Here is a 23,998-nt window from a genome sequence, read left to right on the forward strand (position 1 = left end):
AAGGCTTTTAATTTTTTAGATTCGAATACCAATAGGTAACATTTCCTTGTATTGTCTTCTGTTCTTGCGAAGAAATCCTGCTATATGAGGACTTGTAGGAACAACTCTAAGATTTTTTTCTTGAATAATACTTAGAACGGCTTTGATAAAGTTTTCTTTAAAACCTTCATCTGTAATTTCTTCAGGAACAACTAATTTAGTAAGAAAAACTTTTCGCTCTTGAGAAGAATATTCAATTTTGGCCAAATGACCTTCTACGGTTGTCTCAAATTGGCGTAGAAAAGAATTGTCATTAATGATAACATCGTTCATATAGATAATTTTAATGTTGCTTTTAGACAAAAAAAATACGATGTTCTCATATCGTAATTAGTCTTTAGTAAATGTTGTATAGGATATAACACATAGAAATAGATGTGTTTTTCACATTCTTTTACAAAAGTAGTTAAAAATTACATAATTTCCTAGTTTTTACTACGTTTCATGGCTATACTAGCTATTATGATTCACGTGTATTGTATGCCGGGTATGGCGGCAGGTCCTGAAATTTTTGAGTATATAAAATTACCAAAAGAAAGCTTTGAGCTTCATTTTTTAGAATGGAATGTTCCTTTAAGGAATATTTCGTTTAGTGATTATGCTCTAGATATGAGTAATAATATACAGCATAATAATGTGGTGTTGTTAGGGGTGTCATTGGGCGGACTACTGGTTCAAGAAATGAGTAAATTTATTGATGTGAGAAAGGTGGTAATTGTTTCTAGTATAAAAACAAGATATGAGCTACCAAAACGTATGTTGTTTGCAAGATACACCAGTGTGCATAAACTGCTTCCTACAGGTTTAATTAATAATGTAGAATTACTTGCTAAGTATGCTTTTGGTGAAAGTGTAACGAAACGACTTTCGTTGTATGAAAAGTATTTATCCGTTAGGGATAAAAGTTATATAGATTGGTGTATACATGAATTAGTTAATTGGAAGCAAGAAGTGCCATGCAAGAAATTGGTACATATACAAGGTGAAAAAGATACTGTTTTTCCCATTGAAAATATTAATAATTGTATACCAGTAGTTAATGGAACACATACTATGATCATACACAGGGCAAGATGGTTTAATGAGAACTTGCCAACAATTATTTTGGAATAAGAAAGTTCTATATATATCTTTGGTAGACTTGAGAATTGATAGAAATAATTAAAAAATAAAATGCATGAAAACTATTAAAAATATATTGATGTTGTTAGGTGTTGTATTCGTTGCGGGTACTTTAATATTCGCGGTGAGAAACACTGATGATGCTGTAAATAGTGATAAGATAGTAGTCAATGATAGTGTTCAGAAAAACGTATCTAAATCATACAAGATTTCTTCAATAGATATACCTGAAAATTTAAATTTTGCAGGAGAGATAGTGCCTCAGTCCGATCCAGAAATATTAGAACGTATTGATCGTGAGTTTTTGGTAAACACCTATTGGCAATCAAATGCGGTTCTTTTGATAAAAAGAGCAAATAAGTTTTTTCCTATTATAGAGCCAATTTTAGCTAAAAATGGTATCCCTGATGATTTTAAGTATTTAGCCGTTGCTGAAAGTGCATTGACAAATGTAGTATCACCGGCAGGGGCAACTGGTTTTTGGCAGATAATGAGAGAAACGGGTAGAGAGTATGGCTTAGAGGTGAACTCAAATGTAGATGAGCGTTACCATTTGGAAAAGTCAACAGAGGTAGCTTGTAAGTATTTAAATAGATGGAAAAATAGGTATGGTAGCTGGGCATTAACAGCTGCAGCTTATAATGCAGGACCTGGTGCTATCAATAAATATATGGGCATTCAGCAGGTAGATAATTATTGGGACCTATTGCTAGGTAGTGAAACTGGTAGATATGTTTTTAGAATTATGGCGATAAAAGAAATCTTGTCTAACCCAGAGAAGTACGGTTTTCATATAGAGAAAGAAGATATGTATGAAGCCGTACCAACATTCAATGTTGAAATAGATAGGCCAGTTAGTGATTTTGCTGATTTTGCACAAGAATATGAAATCAACTATAAAATATTAAAGCGCCACAATCCATGGTTAAGAGAGGCGCATTTAAATAATAATTCTCGTAAAAAATACACTATTGAAATTCCTAATAAAGGATATTATAGGGAAACTAAATAAAATTAGATTTTCTTCATTTGTTGCTGCATCATTTTAATTTGATCGGTCAACATGTTGTTTTTATCTAGTTTCTTAGCTTCGTTAAGTAGCATTGTTGCTTCTCTTTTGCGGCGTTTTTGCATAGATATACCCGCTAAGCTTAATTTAGCCATAGCAACGTCATAATCCATAGTTAACCCAAGTTTTAGAGCTTTTTTAAAGAACTTTTCTGCTTGGGTTAAATTGGTTTGAGAGAAAATGATACCGTGTAAGTAGTTGTAGTACCCCTGTTGTTTAACCGTTAGTGCTGCTTCGGGATTTTTGATTTTATCTAACCAGTTCTTTGTTCCTGTTAAATCTTGCTTACGCATTTTTAGAAAGGCCAAAAGAATAATCTCGTTTCTAAAATAAAGAAAGATAAAAATTAAGGAGAATAGGATAAGAAAAATACCATTTCCTATATTGCCTTCAATAAATTGGTATATAGAATAAGCGATAATAAGTCCTGCTATTATTAATTTTAAATTTTTATTGAACATATTTTAATTTTTATATCTCTAGTGATGTGTTGGTAGTCTTTTTTGAAATAAATCGTAACCCTATATAAATAAAGCGTTTTCAGTACCAAATTTAAATTTGGGCAAAATTAATCAAAAGCTTCGTTTTGTGGCGTACGGATTTATAAAAATATTTTTTTTCATAACCCTTGCTAAAGCAAAAACTCTTTGTATATTTGCGCCCAGTTTTACCCGTCCAAATAAAAGGGCACATATCAAATAAATACAAAGCATTTAATATATAGGCGATGAGCAAGAGAACGTTTCAACCATCAAAGAGAAAAAGAAAGAACAAGCACGGTTTTCGTGAGCGTATGGCTTCCGTTAATGGAAGAAAAGTTCTTGCAAGAAGAAGAGCAAAAGGAAGAAAAAAGTTAACTGTTTCCTCTGAACCAAGCCATAAAAAATAATGATTTCATTGTTTTAAAAATTTTTAGGTGTTACTTTTTTGAAAGTAGCACCTTTTTTTTGTCCAATTCCCAAAATATACAGTTTTAAAATGCCAAAAAGAAAAGATTTAAACTCAATTTTATTAATAGGGTCAGGTCCTATTGTTATCGGTCAAGCATGTGAATTTGATTATGCAGGTAGTCAATCGTTACGTTCATTACGAGAAGATGGTATAGAGACTATTTTAATAAATAGTAACCCTGCTACGATTATGACAGATCCTACAATGGCGGATCATGTTTATTTAAAACCATTAACTACAAAATCTATTTTAGAGATTTTGAAAGCTCACCCTCAGATTGATGCGGTTTTACCAACTATGGGAGGACAGACGGCATTGAATCTTTGTATTGAAGCAGATAAAAAAGGAATTTGGGAAGATTTTGGTGTAGAATTAATAGGTGTTGATATAGATGCCATTAATATAACTGAAGATAGAGAGCAATTTAGAGAACTAATGTTGAAAATTGGTGTTGGCATGGCACCGCAAGCAACGGCAACATCATTCTTAAAAGGTAAGGAAATTGCTCAAGAATTTGGTTTTCCATTAGTAATACGAGCTTCATATACACTTGGTGGGGCAGGGGCATCGATTGTTTACAAGCCAGAAGATTTTGATGAGCAATTAAGTTATGGTCTAGAGATTTCCCCAATTCATGAGGTGATGATCGATAAAGCCTTAATGGGGTGGAAAGAGTATGAGTTAGAGTTGCTTAGAGATAAAAATGATAACGTTGTTATTATCTGTGCTATTGAGAATATGGACCCTATGGGTATTCATACCGGAGATTCTATTACTGTTGCTCCGGCAATGACACTTTCAGATAGAACGTATCAGAAAATGCGTGATATGGCTATACATATGATGCGTAGTATAGGTGATTTTGAAGGCGGATGTAACGTTCAATTTGCTGTTAGTCCAGATGAAGAAGAGGAAATTATAGCAATTGAAATAAATCCTAGAGTGTCAAGATCGTCAGCATTGGCTTCAAAAGCAACTGGTTATCCTATTGCAAAGGTGGCAACTAAATTAGCTATTGGTTATACGCTTGATGAGTTGGATAATCAAATTACCAAATCAACTTCGGCATTATTTGAACCAACCTTAGATTATGTAATTGTAAAAATACCACGTTGGAATTTTGATAAATTTGAAGGTTCTGACCGCACTTTAGGTTTGCAGATGAAATCTGTAGGAGAGGTAATGGGTATTGGGCGTTCTTTTCAAGAAGCCTTGCATAAGGCCACGCAATCTTTAGAAATAAAACGTAACGGCTTAGGAGCTGATGGAAAAGGCTACCGTAACTACGAGCAAATTATTAGTAAGCTTACCATACCTAGTTGGGATCGTGTATTTGTAATTTATGATGCTATACAAATGGGTATACCATTAAGTCGTATTCATGAGATTACAAAGATAGACATGTGGTTCTTAAAACAATATGAAGAATTATATAGCTTAGAAAAAGAAATTACAAAATTCACGATAGCCACTCTTTCAAAAGATTTATTATTGGAAGCTAAGCAAAAAGGCTTTGCGGATAGGCAAATAGCGCATATGCTAGATTGTTATGAAAGTGAAGTGTATAACAAACGCACAGAACTTAATATTAATAGGGTTTACAAACTGGTGGATACTTGTGCTGCAGAATTTAAGGCAATGACACCATACTATTATTCTACTTTTGAAGAAGAAATAGAAAAACCAGATGGTACGCGTTATGTTGAAAATGATAGTATAGTTACTGATAAGAAGAAAATTGTAGTGCTTGGATCAGGACCAAATAGAATTGGTCAAGGTATTGAATTTGACTATTGCTGTGTACATGGGGTACTGGCTGCTGCGGAATGTGGTTATGAAACCATTATGATCAACTGTAATCCAGAAACGGTCTCTACAGATTTTGATACCGCAGATAAATTGTATTTTGAGCCAGTTTTCTGGGAGCATATTTATGATATTATTCGCCATGAAAAGCCAGAGGGCGTAATTGTTCAGTTAGGGGGGCAAACCGCACTTAAACTTGCTGAAAAGCTATCTAAATATGGTATAAAGATATTAGGAACAAGCTTTGAGGCATTAGATCTAGCAGAAGATAGAGGTAGTTTCTCTGATCTTTTGAAAGCTAATGATATTCCGTTCCCTCAATTTGGAGTAGCGGAAACCGCAGACGAAGCCTTGACACTTTCAGATGAACTGGATTTTCCTTTATTGGTAAGACCATCATATGTTTTAGGTGGTCAGGGAATGAAAATTGTGATCAATAAAGAAGAGTTAGAAGAGCATGTAGTAGACTTATTACGTAAAATACCGAATAACAAGTTGCTATTGGATCATTATTTAGATGGGGCCATAGAGGCAGAGGCTGATGCTATTTGTGATGGAGAAGATGTGTACATTATTGGTATTATGGAACATATAGAACCTTGTGGTATACACTCTGGAGATTCTAATGCAACTTTGCCACCGTTTAATTTAGGCGAATTTGTTATGCAGCAGATTAAAGATCATACCAAGAAAATAGCCTTAGCACTAAATACAGTTGGTCTTATTAATATACAGTTCGCTGTTAAGGATGATATTGTATATATTATTGAAGCTAACCCTAGAGCATCACGTACGGTTCCTTTCATTGCAAAGGCATATAAAGAACCTTATGTAAATTATGCCACTAAGGTGATGTTAGGTGAGAAGAAGGTTAAAGATTTTAATTTTAATCCTCAATTGGAAGGCTTTGCCATTAAACAGCCAGTATTCTCTTTCAACAAATTTCCTAATGTCAATAAGAATTTAGGTCCTGAAATGAAGAGTACAGGGGAAAGTATCTTATTTATAGATAGTTTAAAGGATGATGAATTTTATAACCTTTATGCTAGACGTAAAATGTATTTAAGTAAATAGTCTGTATATTGGACTACTGTTGTAGGTAGGAGGGAAATTTTAATGAAATTAAAACTTTCCTTCTGCGTATAACTTCCTTATTTCTTTCTTGTCAAATTTACCAACACTTGTTTTTGGTACTTCATTAATCGTTACATATTTATCGGGAATTTGATAATTGGCAAAATCTTTGGATAAAAATTCTTTTAGTTCTTCAGAAGACACAAGTTCATTTTTATTAGCTAATACTAATGTAGCTAGAGGTCTTTCAGACCATTTTTTATCAGGTATGGAGATAACTGCGGCCTCCTTTATTTTTGGATGAGACATTAATGCCAATTCTAGCGAGACACTGGAAATCCATTCGCCTCCACTTTTTATTAAATCTTTAGTACGATCGGTTATTTCCATATAACCGTTAGCATCAATAGTACTAACATCTCCAGTTTTAAACCAGCCATCTTCTGTGAAATTGTCTCGGCTATGGGTTTTAAAATAAGATGCAATGACCCAAGCACCTTTTACTTGTAGTTCTCCCATTGTTTTGCCATCTCGTGGCGCTATTTTTCCATCATCGCCAACAATACGCATTTCTATGCCGGGAAATTCGATTCCCTGTTTGGCACGTATTTTAATTTGATCTTTTTGATTAAGGTTTTCGTGTTTTTTTTTGGAGTCTGCTTGCAGTTCCAAGTGGAGATGTCTCTGTCATTCCCCAAGCTTGAACTCCTTTTATACCAAAGTCCTTTTCAAAATTTTCGATGAGACTTGCTGATAATGCTGAACCTCCTACTAAATATTCTTCTAAGGCTAATTTTTTCTTTGGTGGATTTTTTTTCATTTCCTCATAAATACCTCTCCAAATAGAAGGTACGCCGTTAGCTTTATTAATATGCTCGCTTTCTAGAATTCTAATAATAGCATTTGGTTTAAGGTGTAAAGATGGCATCACCATATCTGAACCAGTTAACAGGCACATGTACGGAAAACCCCAGGCCATAACGTGAAACTGCGGTACAATAAGAAGAATAACATCTCTATTGCTATAATTTCCGGCATTAGGGGTAAGAATGGTCATAGCATGCAAATAGGTAGACCTGTGTGAGTATAAAACCCCTTTGGGCATACCTGTGGTACCACTAGTATAGCACATGCCGCTGGCGTCGTTTTCTTGTAGTTCAGGCCATGCTATAGTGTCTAATTGCTCTCCTATTAAATCTTCATAATGTATGGTATTTGGTAGTGTAGTGGTAAAACCTTTTGGGGCGTTGATAATTATGAACTTTTCAACGGTCTCTAGTTTTGGTGCAATTTTTTCCAGAAGCGGAACTAATGTAGCATCTACAAAAATGACCTTATCTTCAGCATGATTTATTATAAACTCTATTTGTTGAGATGACAACCTAATGTTTATAGTATGGCAGACCGCCCCTATACCAGGAATTCCATAATACAATTCCACGTGCTGATAGTGGTTCCAAGCAAAGGTGCCTACCATATCACCTTTGGTGATGCCAAGTTTATTTCTCATTGCATTGGCCAATTGACAACATCTTTTGTATAGTTGACCGTATGTATATTCATGTCTGCTTCCATCGGGCAGATAAGAGATTAACTTTTTGTCAGCAAAAGCACTCCTTGCATAGTTTAATATGGTAGTAGTGGTTAGTGGGTAGTCCATTATTAATCCTTTCATAAAAACATAGTTTAGGTTGAAAAAAAATGGTATTTCATTAAAAATAATCAAATTAGTGTAGTAAATCGTTAAAGTTTTAACATAAATAAGAGAGGCGTGTACGTAGCGGGTCAATAGATTAGTGGAGGTGCTTTTAGGTTAAAAAAATAATTTATCAGATAATAGACTGTAGCTCTTTATTCCTAATCTTGTTTCATTAAAAATTTAGAAGGGTAATGGTGAAGCGGATTGTGACAATTGTGGTTATTTTAATGTTGTTTTTTCTAGGATTAACCTATTGGTCAATGTCAAGCACTAGTAAAACTTTTGATACATGTGAAATTTTAGGACTATCTGATATTAAGGACATAGATTTTAATAAATATGATTCAGTATTAGTTGCTGCAAGTACATTATATGAGGGTAATAGTATTAAAAATGTCATGCAAGGCCAACAGTATAGGCAAGCTTGGTCTACACCTGTAAACGTACCTATTTTATACCTACAAGAGATTGGTGGGAATGCAAAAATTTTAGAAGAAGGGGGCGGAAAGCAGACCCATTCATTGAAATTACAAAAAGATGATGGTACCTTGTTGACCTTGCGTAGTGTCTCTAAAGATCCTTCACCACTAGTACCAAAAGTTGCCCAGATTTTAGGTTTAGAAAATATTATTGTAGATGGTATTTCTGCTCAGCACCCTTATGCGGCTTTGGTAGTAGCTCAACTTTCAGAGAAAGCTAAAGTATTGAATACCAAACCTAATTTGGTGTTTGTGCCTAAGCAGGATGAGTTGTTAAATTATAACGATAAATACGGAAACCGCCTTTTTCTTTTAGAATTTGAAACAAAGGGTAATGCAAATTGGATGGGTCTTAAAAATGTTGATTCATTGGTGGATACGGATAATCTGCAGAAGCTAAAATTAAAATATCCAGATAAAGTTGGTATTGATGAAAATTCATTGGTAAGAGCACGGTTATTTGATTTGTTGATAGGTGATTGGGATCGTCATTCTAAACAATGGGGTTGGGCAATTGAAAATATTGGAGATTCTATACAAGCAATTCCATTGCCATGTGATCGAGATAATGCATTTTTTAATATTGAAGGTGTATTACCAGCTATTATTACGAACAATTCATTTTTACCAGAAGTGCAATCTTTTGAAAAAGAAATTGATTTTTTACCAGGTTTGATCGCTCCCTTCGATGTTTATTTTATGAGAGATATACCCTTATCCGTATTTGAGAAAGAAGCAAGGGAATTACAATTATTATTAACAGATGAAGCTATTGAGTCTTCTTTTTCTGTTTGGTCTGATGAGATTTTTAAGTTGGATGGAAAAGAGCTAATTGCAAAAATTAAGAATAGACGAAATGCTTTACTTGATTATGCTGTTTTATTTCAGCAAGAATTGGCTAAAAGTGAAGAATTGACCGAAGCACTTAAAGGATCTGAAGATGTAAAAATGAATAATGAACAGAAAGCATGTTTTAACTGTGCCAGTGAATAGTTGCCGTTTTGAATATTGCAAATCAATGAACTTGAAATTATGAATGAAACTATAGTAATAAAAGCTGAAAAATATATTAAAAACTTGTTATCTGAGCAGATGAACAAGAATTTTCTCTTTCATAGTCAAGGTTATGCGAGTAAAACCTTTAGCAAAACCAAAAATATATTAGAATCTTCAAATTATGAAAGTGTTGAAATAAATAACGTGTTAATAGCTACATGGTTCATTCATGCCGGCTTTGCTGTAGATTATGAGAATCATATAGAGGAAAGTGTGAAATTTGCTACGGCTTTCTTAAAAGAAAATAATATCTCCCAGCCCAATGTTGAGGCTATAGTTCATCTAGTAGAGAGCGCCTGGCAAAGTGATAGGCCTAAGAATGATTCTGAAGCCATTATAAAGGATGCGGGTACATGGTTTTATGCATCTGAAGACTTTGAAGAAATGCTTCAATTATTAAGGTTAGAGTTAGAAAATTTTAACGAAACAGTTCCTGATTTAGATACATGGAGATTAGAGTATGTGGAAAAGCTAAGGATAAAACATCGCTATTATACCGACTATGCCAAAGAGAACTGGCAAGAACGAAAAGAAGATAATATTCTTTCTCTGATTTCTAGATTACAGAAAGCAGAAAAAACTGAAAAGAAAGAAATATTAAAAGCAAAGTTGAAAGATGAGAGTCCGCAACGGGCCATTCAATCTTTATATCGTATAGAACTTAGAAATCATATAAAGTTAAGTGACATTGCAGATACCAAGGCTAATATTCTACTTTCTGTAAATGCCATAATAATATCTCTTTTATTGGCAAATCTTATACCAAAACTAGATTCACCATCAAATTCTTATCTCATTTATCCTACGGTGATTTTTGTTCTATTCAGCATTGCGTCAATGATCATGTCAGTTTTAGCGACAAGACCTAAGGTAGACAATACAGATGTGGTAGAAGAAGAAATTAAGAAGAAGGATACTAATTTCTTGTTCTTTGGAAATTTCCATAGCATGGAGTTGAGCGACTTTAAATCTAAATTAAGGGATATTATAAAAAATAAAGAATCTATTTATGATTCATTGAGTATGGATTTATATTATCTAGGGAAAGTACTGCAAGAGAAGTATAGATTATTACGGTGGACGTATACCGTGTTTCTTATTGGCGTAATATTATCTGTTATAGCATTTGGCTTTGCATTAAAGTACTACGGTATGGAAGAAGAGCTACTAGATGCGGTAACACCGGTACCTAAATAAATATAGGTAGTTAATTAAACCAAACCGCATATTTTTTACGTCTAAGTTCAAGTGCCAACTGCTTTTCCATTTTCAAAGCATCCACTCTTGATTTTATAGGATCTATATGATTAAAAAGGCTACCGCGTAAGTACAAGCCGTATTTCTGTACAATTTTAGAAGAAATGCTGTGTCCTTTCTTACTCAGAGCACCATTTTTATGTTGATCAAAACGCTCTTTAGGAGTTTTGCTGGTCATGCCAACATATAAACATTCTAGTACACCGTTGAATTGTGGATTTGCTTCTCTAAATTTTCTGTTTTCGGAGAATACCTTTTTGGACAATTCTATGACATAAATAGCGTACATTGTATTTACAGTATGAAATATGGACTAATGCTCTGGGTTGCTATATTTTAAACTATAGCGATAAAAAAAAGTATTTGTCTTTTGAGCCTTTAAAAGTTGTGTAAACACTAGCTTATCAGAAAACCATAAAAAGACAAATACTGTTATGTACTTATAAAGGATTTAGTCTTCCCATTCTGTATGGAAAATACCATCACGATCTAAACGCTCATACGTGTGAGAACCAAAGTAGTCTCGTTGCGCTTGAATAAGGTTTAAAGGTAATTTACTGGACGTGTAGGCATCAAAATACGTAAGTGAGTTTGATAATCCTGGTAACGGAATTCCGTTTTGAGCACCAAAAGCTACTAACTCTCTAGCAGCACCTACCGTTTCTTTTACCTTATCTACAAAATTTGGAGAAAGCAAAAGGTTAGGTAATGTTGGTTCGGTTTTGAAAGCCTCCGTGATATCAGCCAATAAACCGGCACGTATAATACAACCTGCTCTCCATATTTTAGCAATTTCTGATATATCTAAGTTGTAACCGTATTCTCTTGAGGCATCGGCTAATTGATGTAATCCTTGAGAATAGGTGATAATGAATGAAAAGTAAAGTGCTTTTTCTGTAAGCTCCTCTAGCTTCTCTTTGTCCATATGGGTTACCGTTGGTCTGTCATATAGGGCATCAGCCTTAATTCTTTCGTCTTTCAATGCAGAAAGTTCACGCATACTTACAGCCACATCTATAGACGGAACGGGAATACCAAGATCCATTGCATTCTGGCTTGTCCATTTACCGGTACCTTTCTGTTTTGCTTTATCTAAAATCTGATCAACCAATCTTCCTTTGGCCAAGTCATCTTCTTGTTCGAATATTTCAGAAGTAATTTCAACTAAGAATGATTGTAATCTTCCAGCATTCCATTTTGCAAATGTGCTGTGTAATTCATCATTATTGAAATCTCCTCCTTTTTTAAGAACATCATAAATTTCAGAAGTCAACTGCATTAATCCGTATTCTATACCATTATGAACCATTTTCACATAATTCCCGGCAGATTTAGGACCTAAATAAGCAACACAAGGTTCTCCGTTGTACTTAGCGGAAACTGCTTCAAAAATAGGTTTTATGTGCTCATAAGCAGATTTTGAACCACCTGGCATAATACTAGGTCCTTTACGCGCACCTTTTGCGCCGCCAGAAACTCCTGCACCAAAAAAATTAATGCCTTTTTGTTGTAAATAAGCTTCTCTTGTATCCGTATCGGTAAAGAAAGAGTTTCCTCCGTCAATGATAATATCACCCTTGTCCATATGTGGTAATAGCGATTCTATAACACCGTCTACAATTTTACCTGCAGGTACCAACAGCATTATTTTGCGTGGTTGTTTTAGGTTTTTTACAAATGTTTTAATGTTACTGGAAGCACTTACTTTATCTAAATCTCCACCTAAAGTTTTTAAGGCCTCAACTTTTTCATCGTCTAAATCATATCCATAAGCAGAAAATCCGTTATCAGCTACATTAAGGATAAAATTTTGTCCCATTACTCCAAGACCTACTAAACCAAAATCATACATAAATTGAATGTTTTATAATTACAATACATTAAAATGTTACAATTCTTATTTTTTTACTATTAGTAACAAAATGTGAACCAAAAATAATTTAAAATATTGACTTTAAATCCAAATTGTATCTTAATAACGCCCAATAATGGCTTACTTTTTAAGATATTTGAACAATAAAAGAATATCATCCTAAAATGAAGAAGACAGAAAATCAGATGCTCGTAATATTCGGGGCATCTGGAGATTTAACAGCAAGAAAACTTATACCAGCTATATTCAATTTATACAAGGGAAATGATTTACCAGAAAATTTTGTAGTTCTTGGAGTTAGTAGAAGTGATTTAGGCGATTTAAAGTTTAGAAGTAAGGTAGTTTTAGAAAGCCCCTATTTAGAAAAAGAGCGAAAAGAATTTGATGCCGATTATATTCAAAAATTTGCTGACAAACTGTTTTATGAAGATTTAGGCTCAGATTATGATACCTCATATGAACGTTTAGAAAAAAGGATTTCAGACTTGGATCAGAAATATGGGACTGCAGGTAATCATATGTTTTATTTATCTACACCGCCAAGTTTATATGAGCCAATAGCAAAGAATTTATCTGATCAAGGATTAAATGATGAATCTACAGGCTGGAGAAGGATTATAGTAGAAAAACCATTTGGGTACAGTTTAGAATCTGCCAAGGAATTAAATAACGGTTTACATACTTATTTTAAAGAAGGTCAGATATTTAGAATAGATCATTATTTAGGAAAAGAGACAGTTCAAAACTTATTGGTAACACGTTTTGCCAATAGTATTTTTGAACCACTTTGGAATAGGAATTACATTCACCATGTAGAAATTACCAATGCAGAAAGTGTAGGTGTAGAAAAAAGAGGAGGCTATTACGACAAATCAGGAGCATTGAGAGATATGTTTCAAAGTCACTTATTGCAGATAGTTGCTTTAATAGTAATGGAGCCACCTTTGAGTGCCGATGCGGAAGAAATTCGTAATGAGAAGCTTAAAGCTTTAAAGTCTCTTAAGGTCATGAATGATGAGAAGACGCTTTATGAGAATACTATTAGAGCGCAATATGTATCTTCTAAAATTGACGGTCAAGAAGTTCAGGGATACCGTGAAGAAGAAGGGGTAGATAAAAACTCAACAACAGAAACTTTTGCTGCTGTTAAGTTCTTTGTAGATAACTGGCGTTGGGCAGATGTACCTTTTTACGTGAGAACAGCGAAAAGAATGCCAACCAAAGTAACTGAGGTAGTTATTCATTTTAAAACGCCTCACCATCAAATTTTCAAAGAATCTGGCATTAGCAATAAGGATAACAAATTGATAATTCGTATACAGCCAGATGAGGGTATATTATTGAAATTTGGAGTAAAAGTTCCGGGGCAGGGGTTTGAGGTAGAACGTGCAAATATGGATTTCTACTATTCTAGCTTAACAGAGACACATGTAATGGAAGCTTATGAGCGTTTATTGTTGGATGCCATGCAAGGTGATGCAACTTTATATGCAAGAGCAGATGAAGTGGAGGCTGCTTGGGCATTTGTGGATCCTATTTTAAATTATTGGGAAAATGGAGAAGAAGTGAAAATGTACGGCTATGCAGCGGGCGTTTGGGGACCTGAGAATGCTAATGAGCTTTTTGAAGGAGAAGGAGAATGGAGAAATCCTAGTGAGAATTTAGCAGATGAATCCGGTTACTGTGTAATTTGCTAGTTAAGTAGAAGGTTAATAAAAGTGTGAAATGAAAATGGAATTAAAAGTTTATCAAAATAAAAAAAAGGTAGCGGAAGAATTTTCAAAATATTTAATTGAAAAATCAAATACGCAAAAAGAGTTTCATATTGCCTTATCTGGTGGTAGTACACCTAAAATTGTATTTGATGTTTTGGCAGAAGAGTTTACCAATGATGTAGACTGGAAGAATATTCATTTATATTGGGGAGATGAAAGATGTGTGGATCCCACAGATGCAGAGAGTAATTATAAAATGACGGTAGAACACCTCATTTCTAAAGTAGATATACCAGAGGGGAATATTCATAGAATAAAAGGAGAGCATGATCCTAAGGAAGAAGCGGAACGTTATGGCGAGTTGTTAGATAAGGAACTACCAAAGGAATTGGGTTTGCCTCAGTTCGATTTAGTGATTCTTGGCATGGGAGATGATGGCCATACCGCATCTATTTTTCCGCATGAAATCAACTTATGGGTTTCTCCGGATAATTGCGAGGTAGCCATACATCCAGAATCTGGTCAACGCCGAGTTTCTCTTACAGGAAGAATAATAAATAATGCCAAAACCGTTGCTTTCTTGGTAACTGGAGAAAGTAAGGCGGAAAAAGTGAAGATAATTGTAGATAGGGAAGAAGGATATTTAGAATTTCCTGCAAGTCACGTAGCACCTAAAACAAAAGACTTGGTCTGGTTTTTAGATGCTGCCGCGGCAAAACTTCTTACTTCATATCAATCTTAATATTTTCAGATTGTAATTCCTTAATATATTCTTCTGAATTAAAAGATTTAGATTCAAATTTAGTATCTCTTTCTTGAGCCTCTAATTTGCGGTATTTGCTACGGGCAAATCTTCTAATACCTTGGTCGTCAGAAATAATTAAACCTGGTACGGGAACATTTTTACCATCTGTTCCCTTAGCTACCATGGTAAAATAGGATGAGTTACAGTGCTTTTTTGTGCCTGAAGTAATATTCTCAGACTCTACACGTACACCAACTACCATAGATGTTCTACCTGTATAGTTAATACTTGCTTTCAAGGTCAATAATTCACCTACTTCAATGGGGTTCAAGAAGTTTACACGGTTTACAGATGCAGTTACACAATACTGTTGAGAATGTTTAGAGGCACATGCGAAGGCAATTTGATCCATTAAGTTCAGTATATGGCCGCCATGTACTTTGCCCCCAAAATTAGAATGGGACGGAAGCATTAATTCTGTTATAGAAACTCTAGATTCTTTTGCACTTTTATACTTTTCCATAATCTTGTTCTTATATAATTTGGCGGATTTCTAATTTCTAAAATGAGGTGATTTTTCTGCGTGTACCTCGGTTATGAAGTATTTAGTGTCACCTAACCAAAAGAAGGTGGTGTAACGTTCTACGTAACTCACTTTTACGTATTGACCTTGATACTCTTTTAGTTTTTCAATTACCTCTTTATCCTTGTCCAATACAGAAAAAGAGAAAATTTGAGCACCTGAAATTCCCTGACTAATTTCTCCTTCCCAAGTTTTCACTAATACACCTTTATGGCTAATTTTTATAAGCTCTCCGGATCTAACTCCTTCACTAAAAGTAACAAAATATATAAAAGCATAATATAGTGCGCAAATGACAACAATGCTTAATAAAAATACCGATACTATCTTTTTCATAGATTTGTTTTTAATATACTTAATAGTTGGGTTTTTAATTAAAATTTAGGTGCTTCATCAAAGTCGTCATCTTCAATCGCCCGATTGATTAGCGATTCCGGAATTGATTTTTTTGCTTTCGCACCCATCTTTTTTAGTTTTTCAATTGATGTGATAATATTGCCACGGCCATCAACTAATTTATTCATAGCGCCGCGGTATTCATCTTTAGCATCGTCCATTTTTTTGCCTACTTTCATTAGGTCACCAACAAAGCCTTCAAATTTATCATAAAGTGCACCAGCTTGCCGTGCAATTTCAATAGCATTTCGTTGTTGCTTCTCATTATTCCACATACTATCTATGGTGCGTAAGGTAGCAAGAAGTGTTGAAGGTGTAACAATAATAATATTTTGCTCAAAAGCTTTATTGTATAAAGAGCTATCTTGATTTATAGCCAAAGCGAATGCAGGTTCAATAGGGACAAACATTAAAACAAAATCTGGACTCTCCATTTCATACAAGTCTTCGTATTTCTTAGCGGACAATTGGTCTACATGCCTTCTTAATGAATTGATATGGTCTTTTAAAAACTTCTCTTTAAAATCATCTTCGGCATTGACATAGCGCTCGTAATCGGTTAAGGATACTTTAGAATCTACCACCATTTTCTTACCATCTGGTAGATTGATGATAACATCTGGTAGAACCCGACTACCATTTTCACGAGTAAAGCTCTGTTGCACAAGATATTCGCGATCCTTCTCTAATCCTGATTTTTCTAGAACGCGCTCCAAAACCAGCTCGCCCCAATTTCCTTGCATTTTACTGTCACCTTTTAAGGCTTTGGTCAAGTTCTCTGCTTCTTGGGTAATTTTTATGTTTTGGGTTTGTAGATTTAGTAACTGTTCTTTTAAAGCAGAATGTATACTAATGTTTTCTTTCTGGCTTTCTTCAACCTTTTTTTCAAAAAGAAGAATTTTTTCATTTAACGGCGTAAGAATATTTTTAATGTTCTTCTCATTGCGCTCGGTGAATTTTAAACTTTTTTCTTCCAGTATTTTATTGGCAAGATTTTCGAATTCCTTGGTGAATTTCTCTTGAAGCTTTTCAACTTCTTCTTTCTGTTCTCTATTCTTAAGTTGCAAATTTTCTACATTTGCTTGATAACGAACAATCTGATTGCCTAATAGCTCTTTATCTGACTGTAGTTGTACTTTTTGTGTCTCACTCTCTTTTAATCTATCTTGAAAAACAGAAAGATTATTAAGCATTTGCTGCTCACGTTCCTCTAAAGTGCTTTGCCGAGATTTTGTTTTTAAGAGTTGAATATAATTACCCAAAAAATATCCTATGGCAAGACAAAGGATTCCGATGATGAAGTACATATAAATTTCGTTCATTGGTGTTTAAAAGTAATCTGGTAAAGATACTTGATTGGGTATTAAAGTTTAAATGAGCCGGTCTGTTTTTAATTATAATTACAGATGGCGTCTCGTATAATTATCAGAATCTCTACTTTTTTATTCTAAAAGAGCCGGTATTTGCATCAAAAGAAATAGTATCGGCAGGGAAGAGGGAATCAAAATTTTTGTTTTTTATTAATTTGCATGGCTCATTGAATGCATTCTCACTTCCATCTAAAATCAGCATTTTATCACATAATTGGATAGCAAGTTCAATTTCATGGCTTGTAAACAAAATTACTTTGTTCGTCTCGTGTGCAATAGATTGCAACAGTTTTAAAATTTGAACCTTGTGGTACAGATCTAAATGGGTAGTAGGCTCATCAAGCAAAATAACATCTGTATCTTGAATTAGGGCACGTGCAATGAGTACACGTTGTAATTGACCATCGCTAAGCTGAAAACACTTTTTATCTAAAAATGGTGCTAATTCTAAAAGCGTTATACTATTGTTGATAATGGAAATATCTTTATTTGCCAATGTACCTATCCAATTGGTATAGGGTTGTCTGCCCAAAGCCAACAACTCAAACACCGATAGATTTTTAGAAGCAATAGGTTCCGTAAGAACTACGCTTATTTTAGAAGCTATTTGTAATTCATCATAAGAAGATAATTCTTTTCCATCAATTTCTATAGAACCGGAAATCTTTGGTTGAAAGTTACCTAAGGTCCGTAATAAGGTAGATTTTCCTATTCCGTTGATACCAACAATAGCACCAAGTTCTCCTTTCCGTAATTCAAATGAAATATTAGGTACAACAAGGTTATCATCATACCCAACGGATAAGTTGTTGATGAAAAGGGTACTATGTGATGTGCTTTTAGCGATGATGTCAGTTTTAAATTAAAATATCATTTTTCTTTTACGAATCAACAGCCAAATTACCACCGGTGCACCAAAAATACTAGTAATTGCGTTAATTGGTAAAACACTTACCGAGCCAGGTAACTGCGCAATAGTATCACACAGTAACATTAAAATGGCGCCACAACAAAGTACAGCAGGTATTTGAATTTTATGATCTGTGGTATGAAATAGTTGTTTGGTAATGTGTGGCACGGCTAAACCTACAAAAGCAATAGGACCGGCAAAGGCGGTTATAGATCCAGCAAGTAAGCCTGTGGCTACTATGATTATGTACCGTGATTTTTGTAAACCTACGCCTAAGCTCTTAGCGTAATTTTCACCTAGTAAAAAAGCATTCAAGGGTTTTATGGATATAATGCTGAGAAAAATTCCTATTAGCGTGCATAAAACTACTATGAGTAATTGCGTCCAAGATAAATTACCCAAGCTCCCAAAAGACCAAAAAATGTATTGCTGCAGTTTTTCAGCTTTGGAGAAATAAGAAAGTACGCTAACAATAGCAGCGGTAATACTCCCAAACATAAGCCCTATAATCAATAATGCCATGGTATCTTTAACTTTAGCGGCAACTACCAGAACTAGTGATAAAACCAAGAATGAACCAAGACTAGATGCTATGGCCAGTGTAATGTCATTGAAGGTTGAAAAAGCAAACGCTCCAGAAAATAGCGAAGTCCCCATAATTAAGAGCGCTGCGCCTAAACTTGCACCAGAACTAATACCAAGTACATAGGGCCCGGCTAATGGATTTCTGAATAGGGTCTGCATAAGCAGTCCACTCAGAGATAACCCGCCACCAACCAATATGGCAGTTATTGCTTTTGGTAGTCTATATTCCCAAATAATATAATAAGAAGCATCTTCAGTAACCGTTCCAAATAATGCTTTTAAGGTTTCAAGAAACGAAATGCTAACAGAGCCTAGACAAATATTTAAAATAAAGCAAAGAAGCAATACTGCCAGCAAGGTTATAAAATGAAAGCTATATGTAGATTGTTTTGACAATTAAAGCAGTGGTTTAAAAAAATAAGGTTCATAATTGGGTAATAATCCAGGGTGTAAAATATGGATTAAATCTTTTAGAACAAGATCTGGTCTTTGAGGTCCTAGCTCATAGTATAAAGTTCCTCCAGTTTCTCCTTTTGTATTTGCGGTGGTAAATATGGTTCTGTTTTTAAAGGCATCGAACTGTATATAATGAAGACTTGATGCTTCCATTTCTTGGTAAGTGGCGAATTGTGCAGGTCCGATCCAAAACTCTGCATTTTGCCCAACATCAAGGACACTCTCCCAGCTTAAAGAAAGACTTCCGTTTTCATCCGTAGAGCTCCATAGGTAATTTGCATTGGCATCTTTTAGAAAATTTGCAGCCCAACTTTTTCCACCGGGTAAATACCAAACATCATTGTACATGGCTCCACTTAATACAGTGGGTTTGTTTTCAACTTCAGCAGCTAGTTTTTTGGCTTCTAGGTAAGCTGTTTCAATTTTATTAAAAATAGCGTCGGCTTCTTTGGTTTTGTTAAAAAAAGGAGCAAAGAATTTAATCCATTCCGCTTTTCCCAAGGGAGTTTCTTCTATCCAATCGCCATTATATATTACAGGAATATTAGCCCTTTGTATAGTTTCATAGGTACTATTGCCATCATTAATGGCGAAGCCGAAGATGAGGTCTGGTTGCAATTCCAAAACAGCTTCTATATTTATATTTTCGTTGACGCCTAATTCCTTAATTTTTCCGTCGTCTATTAATTTTCTTGCTGCTAAAGAAGAAATGTATTTGGTATCAGGAAAGCCAATAAGCTGATGTAAAACACCCAATTCTTCTAAAGCGGGAATATGCGTAGTAGAGGTTACCACAATATTTTCAACAGGGGTGGAAATTATGGCATCATATTCATTTTTGTCTAAGGTAACACTTGCTAGAATTTCTTTAGGAACCAAAGCATATGTATGGGTAGTTTCTGCATTTGCCCATGGTTTTAAGATGTTGATGATGGTAATGCCGTTACTTTGGGTTTCTATGGTAAAACCATTGGCATATTGTATTGCAGTAGTGCTAACATTGGCATCAATGAATGTGGTTTCCTTTTTCTCTTGCTTGCATCCGCATAACAAAACAAGGTAACTAATAAGTAGTAGGCGTTTAAACATGGTGGTATTTCGTCTATTTTTCAAAAGTAGTATTATAAAAGTTTACTTAGAAAGATTAAACTAAATGTTTACTTTCGTCGTGAATTTTGGTTTTCATTGCTTTTGCTGATGAGATTAAAAGGGAATCTAGTGAAAATCTAGAACTGTTCCCGCAACTGTAAGCTTAGTCTTTTTTATAAAGATGGCTCCTATTTCTTCAATACCACTGTTATTAGTTTAATGGGAAGGTAAATAGTAGTACGTAAGTCAGGAGACCTGCCAAATTATTAATATAGATTCGATAGACTTTCGGGTAAAAAGTCTTTGTTGTGATGAAAAAGTTAATTTCAATAGTATTAATATTTTGTGCTACTGTAGGTTATGCACAACGAGATTCCATTTTAAAGTTGGATGAAGTTGTTGTGTCTGATACTAGAGTTAAACAGTATGCTGAGGGGTATAAAGTAACTGTATTGCAAGATAGTATTATACAGCGTACTAACGGCCTTCTTACTTCATTACTGGCTTTTAATTCTAACATTTATTTTAAAGAGAATGGATTTGGAATGGTTTCTTCTCCTGCCTTTCGAGGAACCAATGCTTCGCATACCGTGGTAGTATGGAATGGTATTAATATAAACTCACAGTTAAACGGACAAGTAGATTTTAATACAATAAACCCATTTAACTACAACTCTGTAAGTATTCGTAGTGGTGGTGGAAGCGTACAGTTTGGTTCAGGTGCTATAGGAGGTAGTATACATTTAAATAGCGATTTATTATTTAAGGAACACTTTGATAATCAGGTTTCTATTGGTTATGGAAGTTATAATACAAAAAAGCTAAATTATAATCAGAGTTATGGTAGTAAATCAATTTCTTACAGTTTAGGGGTAAATTATAATGCATCGGATAATAACTATAAGTATTTAAATACAGACGAAGAGAATAGGAACGGAGCGTTTGAAAATCTAAATTTAAATTGGAATATAGGTTATGTTCTTTCTCAAAATCAAGTGTTGAAATTATATCATCAAACTTTTATCGGTGATAGAAATTTGTCGGGAACTTTAGTGTTTTTAGGCAGAAGTAAGTATAAAGATAACCATTACAGAACGCAAGTAGAGTGGGGGCATTTTGGGGCAAAAGCGACATCTAAAGTAAAACTAGCCTACTTGCAAGAAGAATTTAAATATTTTGAGAATAAAGATGTAGCTATTAATTCTTTAGGGAAGGTGTCTAATTTTTTGGCAAGATATTCTTCAGATTATAAACTTTCTAAATTCTTTAGGGTCAACTATTTTTTAGAGTATAATAACTATAAAGGTGCGGGAGATAGTTTTGGAAGTCCAAAAAGGGATGATTTTTCTGCAACAGCACTTATTAAGCATACTATTTCTTCTGATCTTGTTTACAACTTGAGTGTTAGGCAAGATTTTTCTTCAGATTTCTCAAGTCCTTTGATTTTTTCGTTTGACGGTAAATATAGTCTTACCGACAATTACAAGGTTAAGATAAATGCATCAAAAAATTTTAGGACCCCTACTTTTAATGATTTATACTGGCAACCTGGTGGAAATTTAGATCTTAATCCTGAAAAATCATACCAAGTAGATTTTGGCAATATATTAAATATTGGTGGTGTTTCTTTGCAATACAATGGTTATTATATTTCAACTAAAGATATGATTAAATGGTTGCCTAATAATGAAGGATTTTGGTCTCCGATTAATATAAACGATGTTGAAATTTATGGGGCAGAGGCCAAATTAGAAGTAGATTATCCTTTAGGTAAAAACCAAGAGGTAGGCATTAAGGCAAATTATGCCTATACTGTCTCAGAAGATAAAAGTACTAATGAGCAGTTAATTTATGTGCCATTCCATAAGGCAAATGGTACATTAGAATATAGAATAGCGGACTTAAATTTATTTTACCAACATTTGTTTAATGGTTCTGTATCTATTATCGGTGGGGAATTAAAAGAATATGAGGTTTCTAACCTTGGAGTAACTTATTCGGCTGATATATTGAAGAAAGATTTAAAATACACCATAGGAGTTACGATTAACAATGTGTTTAATACGTATTACGAAAACGTAGCATTGCGTCCAATGCCCAACAGGAATATACAAACACAATTAATACTAAATTTTTAAAAATGAAATTGAAACACTTTATGCTAACAGCGGCTTTGGCCTCATTTATACTCATATCTTGTAGTGATGATGACGATATGCCAACACCAGGAACAATAGGAATATCTACAACAAACGATAGTTATGATGAGGGGGATGGAACGATCGGAATAACAATCAGTACATCTAGCGTATATGCTACAGATGTAACCATTAATTATGAATTAACAGGAACAGCGACTGAAGGGGAAGATTATCAATCTTTGGCCGGGTCAGTAGTTTTACCAGCTGGAGAAACAACAATAGTAGAAAGTTTAACTCTAATTGATGATACAGAGGTAGAATCTTCTGAAGAGGTAATTTTAACTATTACATCTACTAGTAATGATGAGGATATTATAGGAGCTAATAATTCCTTAATAATAACTATTACGGATAATGATTCTTACCCTTTTGAAAATGGAATATTGGTTTCTCATGAAGGCAATTTTTCGCAAGGAAATGCTTCTATTTCTTTTGTTTCGGGTGATTTAACGACAGTGGAAAACGGTATTTTTAAAACTGTAAATGATGTAGATGCATTAGGAGACACTGCACAAAGTATTTCTTTTCATGAAAATATGGCTTATATCGTAATGAATGGTTCTCAAAAGATAGAAGTTGTAAATCGTTATACCTTTGAATCTGTTACCACTATTGGAGGTCCAAACGAGACGGATTTTTTAAACCCTCGTTATATGGCTATAGCTAATGGTAAAGGGTATGTTACGAATTGGGGAGACGGTTCTAATCCTGACGATGATTACGTTGCTGTGATTGACCTAGAAACAAATACCGTTGAGTCTACTATATCGGTAGCTGAAGGACCAGAGAAAATTATAACGAAGGATAATACGATTTATGTAGCGCTCCAAGGAGGTTTCAATCAAAATAACGGAGTTACTGTAATCGATGCTACAACAAATTCTGTTACTACGACCATTACAGTGGGTGATCGCCCTAATTCAATGCAAATAGATGATAGTGGAAACCTTTGGGTATTATCAAGTGGAAATCCAGCTTGGACCGGAAATGAGACTGCCGGACAAATAGATAAAATTAATACTTCAGATAATACAGTTACAACAACAATGAATTATGCGGTTACAGAACATCCAGGTAGTTTAGAAATTGAAGGAGCTACGCTTTATTATTACTCTGGAGGGTCTGTATATGCTATGGATACTACAGCTAGTGTATTGCCAACGACTGCAGAAATTGAAGGTCTTCGCTTTTATGACATGGCTGTTATTGATGGTAAACTTTATGGCGTAGATGCTAAAGATTTTGTTAGTAATGGATCTTTAGAGGTTTATGATTTATCGGATAATACCTTGTTCGCCTCTAAAACACTTTCTATCATTCCAGCAGGAATATATTATAACGAAACAGCAGCAAGATAAGTTGTAATTAAAAAAATGTACGATCCAAAATAATCGATATAAAAGATTATCATAAGATTTAATTAATTAAAAAAAAGCTGAACAATGTTATTATTGTTCAGCTTTTTTTAATCCTTTAATGGCTTCAAGAAAACTTGTATTCATTAGCGCAATATTGTAGCCTTC

General features: G+C 34.3%; 22 protein-coding genes and 1 riboswitch. Of the genes, 10 read left to right on the forward strand and 12 right to left on the reverse strand.

What is annotated here, in order from left to right; all coding sequences use genetic code 11:
- Positions 1–15: 15 nt before the first annotated feature.
- Positions 16–312, reverse strand: coding sequence for a GNAT family N-acetyltransferase (locus BW936_RS08890; RefSeq protein ID WP_076548050.1), 297 nt, complete (start codon positions 310–312; stop codon positions 16–18).
- Between the two features lie 171 nt (positions 313–483).
- On the opposite strand from BW936_RS08890, the gene BW936_RS08895 reads away from it, so the two are divergent.
- Together BW936_RS08895 and BW936_RS08900 are read left to right on the forward strand one after the other, a co-directional pair.
- Positions 484–1,152 (forward strand): alpha/beta hydrolase, encoded by a 669-nt coding sequence (locus BW936_RS08895; protein ID WP_244156195.1) that lies wholly within the window; start codon positions 484–486, stop codon positions 1,150–1,152.
- Positions 1,153–1,216: 64 nt separating this feature from the next.
- Positions 1,217–2,173, forward strand: coding sequence for a lytic transglycosylase domain-containing protein (locus BW936_RS08900; RefSeq protein ID WP_076548051.1), 957 nt, complete (start codon positions 1,217–1,219; stop codon positions 2,171–2,173).
- Positions 2,174–2,175: 2 nt separating this feature from the next.
- Here BW936_RS08900 and BW936_RS08905 read toward each other — a convergent pair whose 3' ends face one another.
- A complete protein-coding gene (locus BW936_RS08905) occupies positions 2,176–2,691 on the reverse strand; it encodes a hypothetical protein (protein ID WP_076548052.1) in 516 nt (171 codons plus the stop codon).
- A 266-nt stretch (positions 2,692–2,957) separates the two neighbouring features.
- On the opposite strand from BW936_RS08905, the gene rpmH reads away from it, so the two are divergent.
- Together rpmH and carB are read left to right on the forward strand one after the other, a co-directional pair.
- Complete coding sequence (gene rpmH, locus BW936_RS08910; RefSeq protein WP_036155072.1) at positions 2,958–3,119, forward strand: 50S ribosomal protein L34; 162 nt, start codon at positions 2,958–2,960, stop codon at positions 3,117–3,119.
- A gap of 89 nt (positions 3,120–3,208) precedes the next feature.
- Complete coding sequence (carB, locus tag BW936_RS08915; RefSeq protein ID WP_076548053.1) at positions 3,209–6,061, forward strand: carbamoyl-phosphate synthase large subunit; 2,853 nt, start codon at positions 3,209–3,211, stop codon at positions 6,059–6,061.
- Positions 6,062–6,109: 48 nt separating this feature from the next.
- On the opposite strand, the gene BW936_RS19890 is transcribed toward carB, so the two are convergent.
- The gene (locus BW936_RS19890; RefSeq protein ID WP_244156196.1) at positions 6,110–6,733 is read right to left on the reverse strand and encodes an AMP-binding enzyme; all 624 of its coding nucleotides are present in this window, start codon (positions 6,731–6,733) and stop codon (positions 6,110–6,112) included.
- Positions 6,690–7,736 (reverse strand): AMP-binding protein, encoded by a 1,047-nt coding sequence (locus BW936_RS19895; protein ID WP_244156197.1) that lies wholly within the window; start codon positions 7,734–7,736, stop codon positions 6,690–6,692. The genes BW936_RS19890 and BW936_RS19895 overlap by 44 nt, the downstream gene beginning before the upstream one ends.
- A gap of 284 nt (positions 7,737–8,020) precedes the next feature.
- Between BW936_RS19895 and BW936_RS08925 the strand changes: the two genes are divergently transcribed.
- Together BW936_RS08925 and BW936_RS08930 are read left to right on the forward strand one after the other, a co-directional pair.
- Positions 8,021–9,232 carry a hypothetical protein gene (locus BW936_RS08925; protein ID WP_244156198.1) on the forward strand — a complete coding sequence of 404 codons (1,212 nt, stop codon included), beginning with the start codon at positions 8,021–8,023 and terminating at the stop codon, positions 9,230–9,232.
- A 39-nt stretch (positions 9,233–9,271) separates the two neighbouring features.
- Positions 9,272–10,492 carry a Pycsar system effector family protein gene (locus BW936_RS08930; protein WP_076548055.1) on the forward strand — a complete coding sequence of 407 codons (1,221 nt, stop codon included), beginning with the start codon at positions 9,272–9,274 and terminating at the stop codon, positions 10,490–10,492.
- A gap of 10 nt (positions 10,493–10,502) precedes the next feature.
- On the opposite strand, the gene BW936_RS08935 is transcribed toward BW936_RS08930, so the two are convergent.
- Positions 10,503–10,841, reverse strand: coding sequence for a GIY-YIG nuclease family protein (locus tag BW936_RS08935; RefSeq protein ID WP_076548056.1), 339 nt, complete (start codon positions 10,839–10,841; stop codon positions 10,503–10,505).
- Between the two features lie 162 nt (positions 10,842–11,003).
- Positions 11,004–12,404: an NADP-dependent phosphogluconate dehydrogenase gene (gndA, locus tag BW936_RS08940; protein ID WP_076548057.1), complete on the reverse strand. Its 1,401-nt coding sequence runs from the start codon at positions 12,402–12,404 to the stop codon at positions 11,004–11,006.
- Positions 12,405–12,589: 185 nt separating this feature from the next.
- Here gndA and zwf point away from each other — a divergent pair, with 185 nt between their 5' ends.
- Both zwf and pgl read left to right on the forward strand, forming a co-directional pair.
- Positions 12,590–14,122, forward strand: coding sequence for a glucose-6-phosphate dehydrogenase (zwf, locus tag BW936_RS08945; protein WP_076548058.1), 1,533 nt, complete (start codon positions 12,590–12,592; stop codon positions 14,120–14,122).
- A gap of 34 nt (positions 14,123–14,156) precedes the next feature.
- Positions 14,157–14,882 (forward strand): 6-phosphogluconolactonase, encoded by a 726-nt coding sequence (gene pgl, locus BW936_RS08950; protein WP_076548387.1) that lies wholly within the window; start codon positions 14,157–14,159, stop codon positions 14,880–14,882.
- Here pgl and BW936_RS08955 read toward each other — a convergent pair.
- From BW936_RS08955 to BW936_RS08980, 6 genes are all read right to left on the reverse strand, one after another.
- Positions 14,863–15,408, reverse strand: a complete 546-nt coding sequence (locus BW936_RS08955) for an acyl-CoA thioesterase (protein WP_208611117.1) — start codon at positions 15,406–15,408, stop codon at positions 14,863–14,865. The two genes, pgl and BW936_RS08955, sit on opposite strands and share 20 nt — an antisense overlap.
- A 30-nt stretch (positions 15,409–15,438) precedes the next feature.
- Entirely contained in the window at positions 15,439–15,804 is a 366-nt protein-coding gene (locus BW936_RS08960; protein WP_076548060.1) for a 6-phosphogluconate dehydrogenase, read from the reverse strand.
- 38 nt (positions 15,805–15,842) lie between these two features.
- A complete protein-coding gene (rmuC, locus tag BW936_RS08965; RefSeq protein WP_076548061.1) occupies positions 15,843–17,186 on the reverse strand; it encodes a DNA recombination protein RmuC in 1,344 nt (447 codons plus the stop codon).
- Between the two features lie 112 nt (positions 17,187–17,298).
- Positions 17,299–18,084 carry an ABC transporter ATP-binding protein gene (locus BW936_RS08970; protein ID WP_317042886.1) on the reverse strand — a complete coding sequence of 262 codons (786 nt, stop codon included), beginning with the start codon at positions 18,082–18,084 and terminating at the stop codon, positions 17,299–17,301.
- A gap of 12 nt (positions 18,085–18,096) precedes the next feature.
- Positions 18,097–19,125, reverse strand: a complete 1,029-nt coding sequence (locus BW936_RS08975) for a FecCD family ABC transporter permease (RefSeq protein WP_076548063.1) — start codon at positions 19,123–19,125, stop codon at positions 18,097–18,099.
- Complete coding sequence (locus BW936_RS08980) at positions 19,126–20,298, reverse strand: ABC transporter substrate-binding protein (RefSeq protein ID WP_317042884.1); 1,173 nt, start codon at positions 20,296–20,298, stop codon at positions 19,126–19,128.
- 46 nt (positions 20,299–20,344) lie between these two features.
- Positions 20,345–20,551: riboswitch (cobalamin riboswitch) on the forward strand.
- Between the two features lie 34 nt (positions 20,552–20,585).
- On the opposite strand from BW936_RS08980, the gene BW936_RS08985 reads away from it, so the two are divergent.
- Both BW936_RS08985 and BW936_RS08990 read left to right on the forward strand, forming a co-directional pair.
- The gene (locus tag BW936_RS08985) at positions 20,586–22,412 is read left to right on the forward strand and encodes a TonB-dependent receptor plug domain-containing protein (RefSeq protein ID WP_076548065.1); all 1,827 of its coding nucleotides are present in this window, start codon (positions 20,586–20,588) and stop codon (positions 22,410–22,412) included.
- A gap of 2 nt (positions 22,413–22,414) precedes the next feature.
- Positions 22,415–23,833: a Calx-beta domain-containing protein gene (locus tag BW936_RS08990; protein WP_084182037.1), complete on the forward strand. Its 1,419-nt coding sequence runs from the start codon at positions 22,415–22,417 to the stop codon at positions 23,831–23,833.
- Positions 23,834–23,998 lie beyond the last annotated feature (165 nt).

This window comes from Maribacter ulvicola, from assembly GCF_900155985.1.
In the GTDB taxonomy this organism is placed as follows: domain Bacteria; phylum Bacteroidota; class Bacteroidia; order Flavobacteriales; family Flavobacteriaceae; genus Maribacter; species Maribacter ulvicola.

Coding starts and splice junctions, on each gene's coding strand:
- BW936_RS08925 (WP_244156198.1), top strand. CDS start 8,021: ATGTCAAGCACTAGTAAAACTTTTGATACATGTGAAATTTTAGGACTA.
- rmuC (WP_076548061.1), bottom strand. CDS start 17,186: ATGAACGAAATTTATATGTACTTCATCATCGGAATCCTTTGTCTTGCC.
- rpmH (WP_036155072.1), top strand. CDS start 2,958: ATGAGCAAGAGAACGTTTCAACCATCAAAGAGAAAAAGAAAGAACAAG.
- carB (WP_076548053.1), top strand. CDS start 3,209: ATGCCAAAAAGAAAAGATTTAAACTCAATTTTATTAATAGGGTCAGGT.
- pgl (WP_076548387.1), top strand. CDS start 14,157: ATGGAATTAAAAGTTTATCAAAATAAAAAAAAGGTAGCGGAAGAATTT.
- BW936_RS08960 (WP_076548060.1), bottom strand. CDS start 15,804: ATGAAAAAGATAGTATCGGTATTTTTATTAAGCATTGTTGTCATTTGC.
- BW936_RS08985 (WP_076548065.1), top strand. CDS start 20,586: ATGAAAAAGTTAATTTCAATAGTATTAATATTTTGTGCTACTGTAGGT.
- zwf (WP_076548058.1), top strand. CDS start 12,590: ATGAAGAAGACAGAAAATCAGATGCTCGTAATATTCGGGGCATCTGGA.
- gndA (WP_076548057.1), bottom strand. CDS start 12,404: ATGTATGATTTTGGTTTAGTAGGTCTTGGAGTAATGGGACAAAATTTT.
- BW936_RS08905 (WP_076548052.1), bottom strand. CDS start 2,691: ATGTTCAATAAAAATTTAAAATTAATAATAGCAGGACTTATTATCGCT.
- BW936_RS19895 (WP_244156197.1), bottom strand. CDS start 7,736: ATGAAAGGATTAATAATGGACTACCCACTAACCACTACTACCATATTA.
- BW936_RS08890 (WP_076548050.1), bottom strand. CDS start 312: ATGAACGATGTTATCATTAATGACAATTCTTTTCTACGCCAATTTGAG.
- BW936_RS08895 (WP_244156195.1), top strand. CDS start 484: ATGGCTATACTAGCTATTATGATTCACGTGTATTGTATGCCGGGTATG.
- BW936_RS08955 (WP_208611117.1), bottom strand. CDS start 15,408: ATGGAAAAGTATAAAAGTGCAAAAGAATCTAGAGTTTCTATAACAGAA.
- BW936_RS08935 (WP_076548056.1), bottom strand. CDS start 10,841: ATGTACGCTATTTATGTCATAGAATTGTCCAAAAAGGTATTCTCCGAA.
- BW936_RS08930 (WP_076548055.1), top strand. CDS start 9,272: ATGAATGAAACTATAGTAATAAAAGCTGAAAAATATATTAAAAACTTG.
- BW936_RS08900 (WP_076548051.1), top strand. CDS start 1,217: ATGAAAACTATTAAAAATATATTGATGTTGTTAGGTGTTGTATTCGTT.
- BW936_RS08990 (WP_084182037.1), top strand. CDS start 22,415: ATGAAATTGAAACACTTTATGCTAACAGCGGCTTTGGCCTCATTTATA.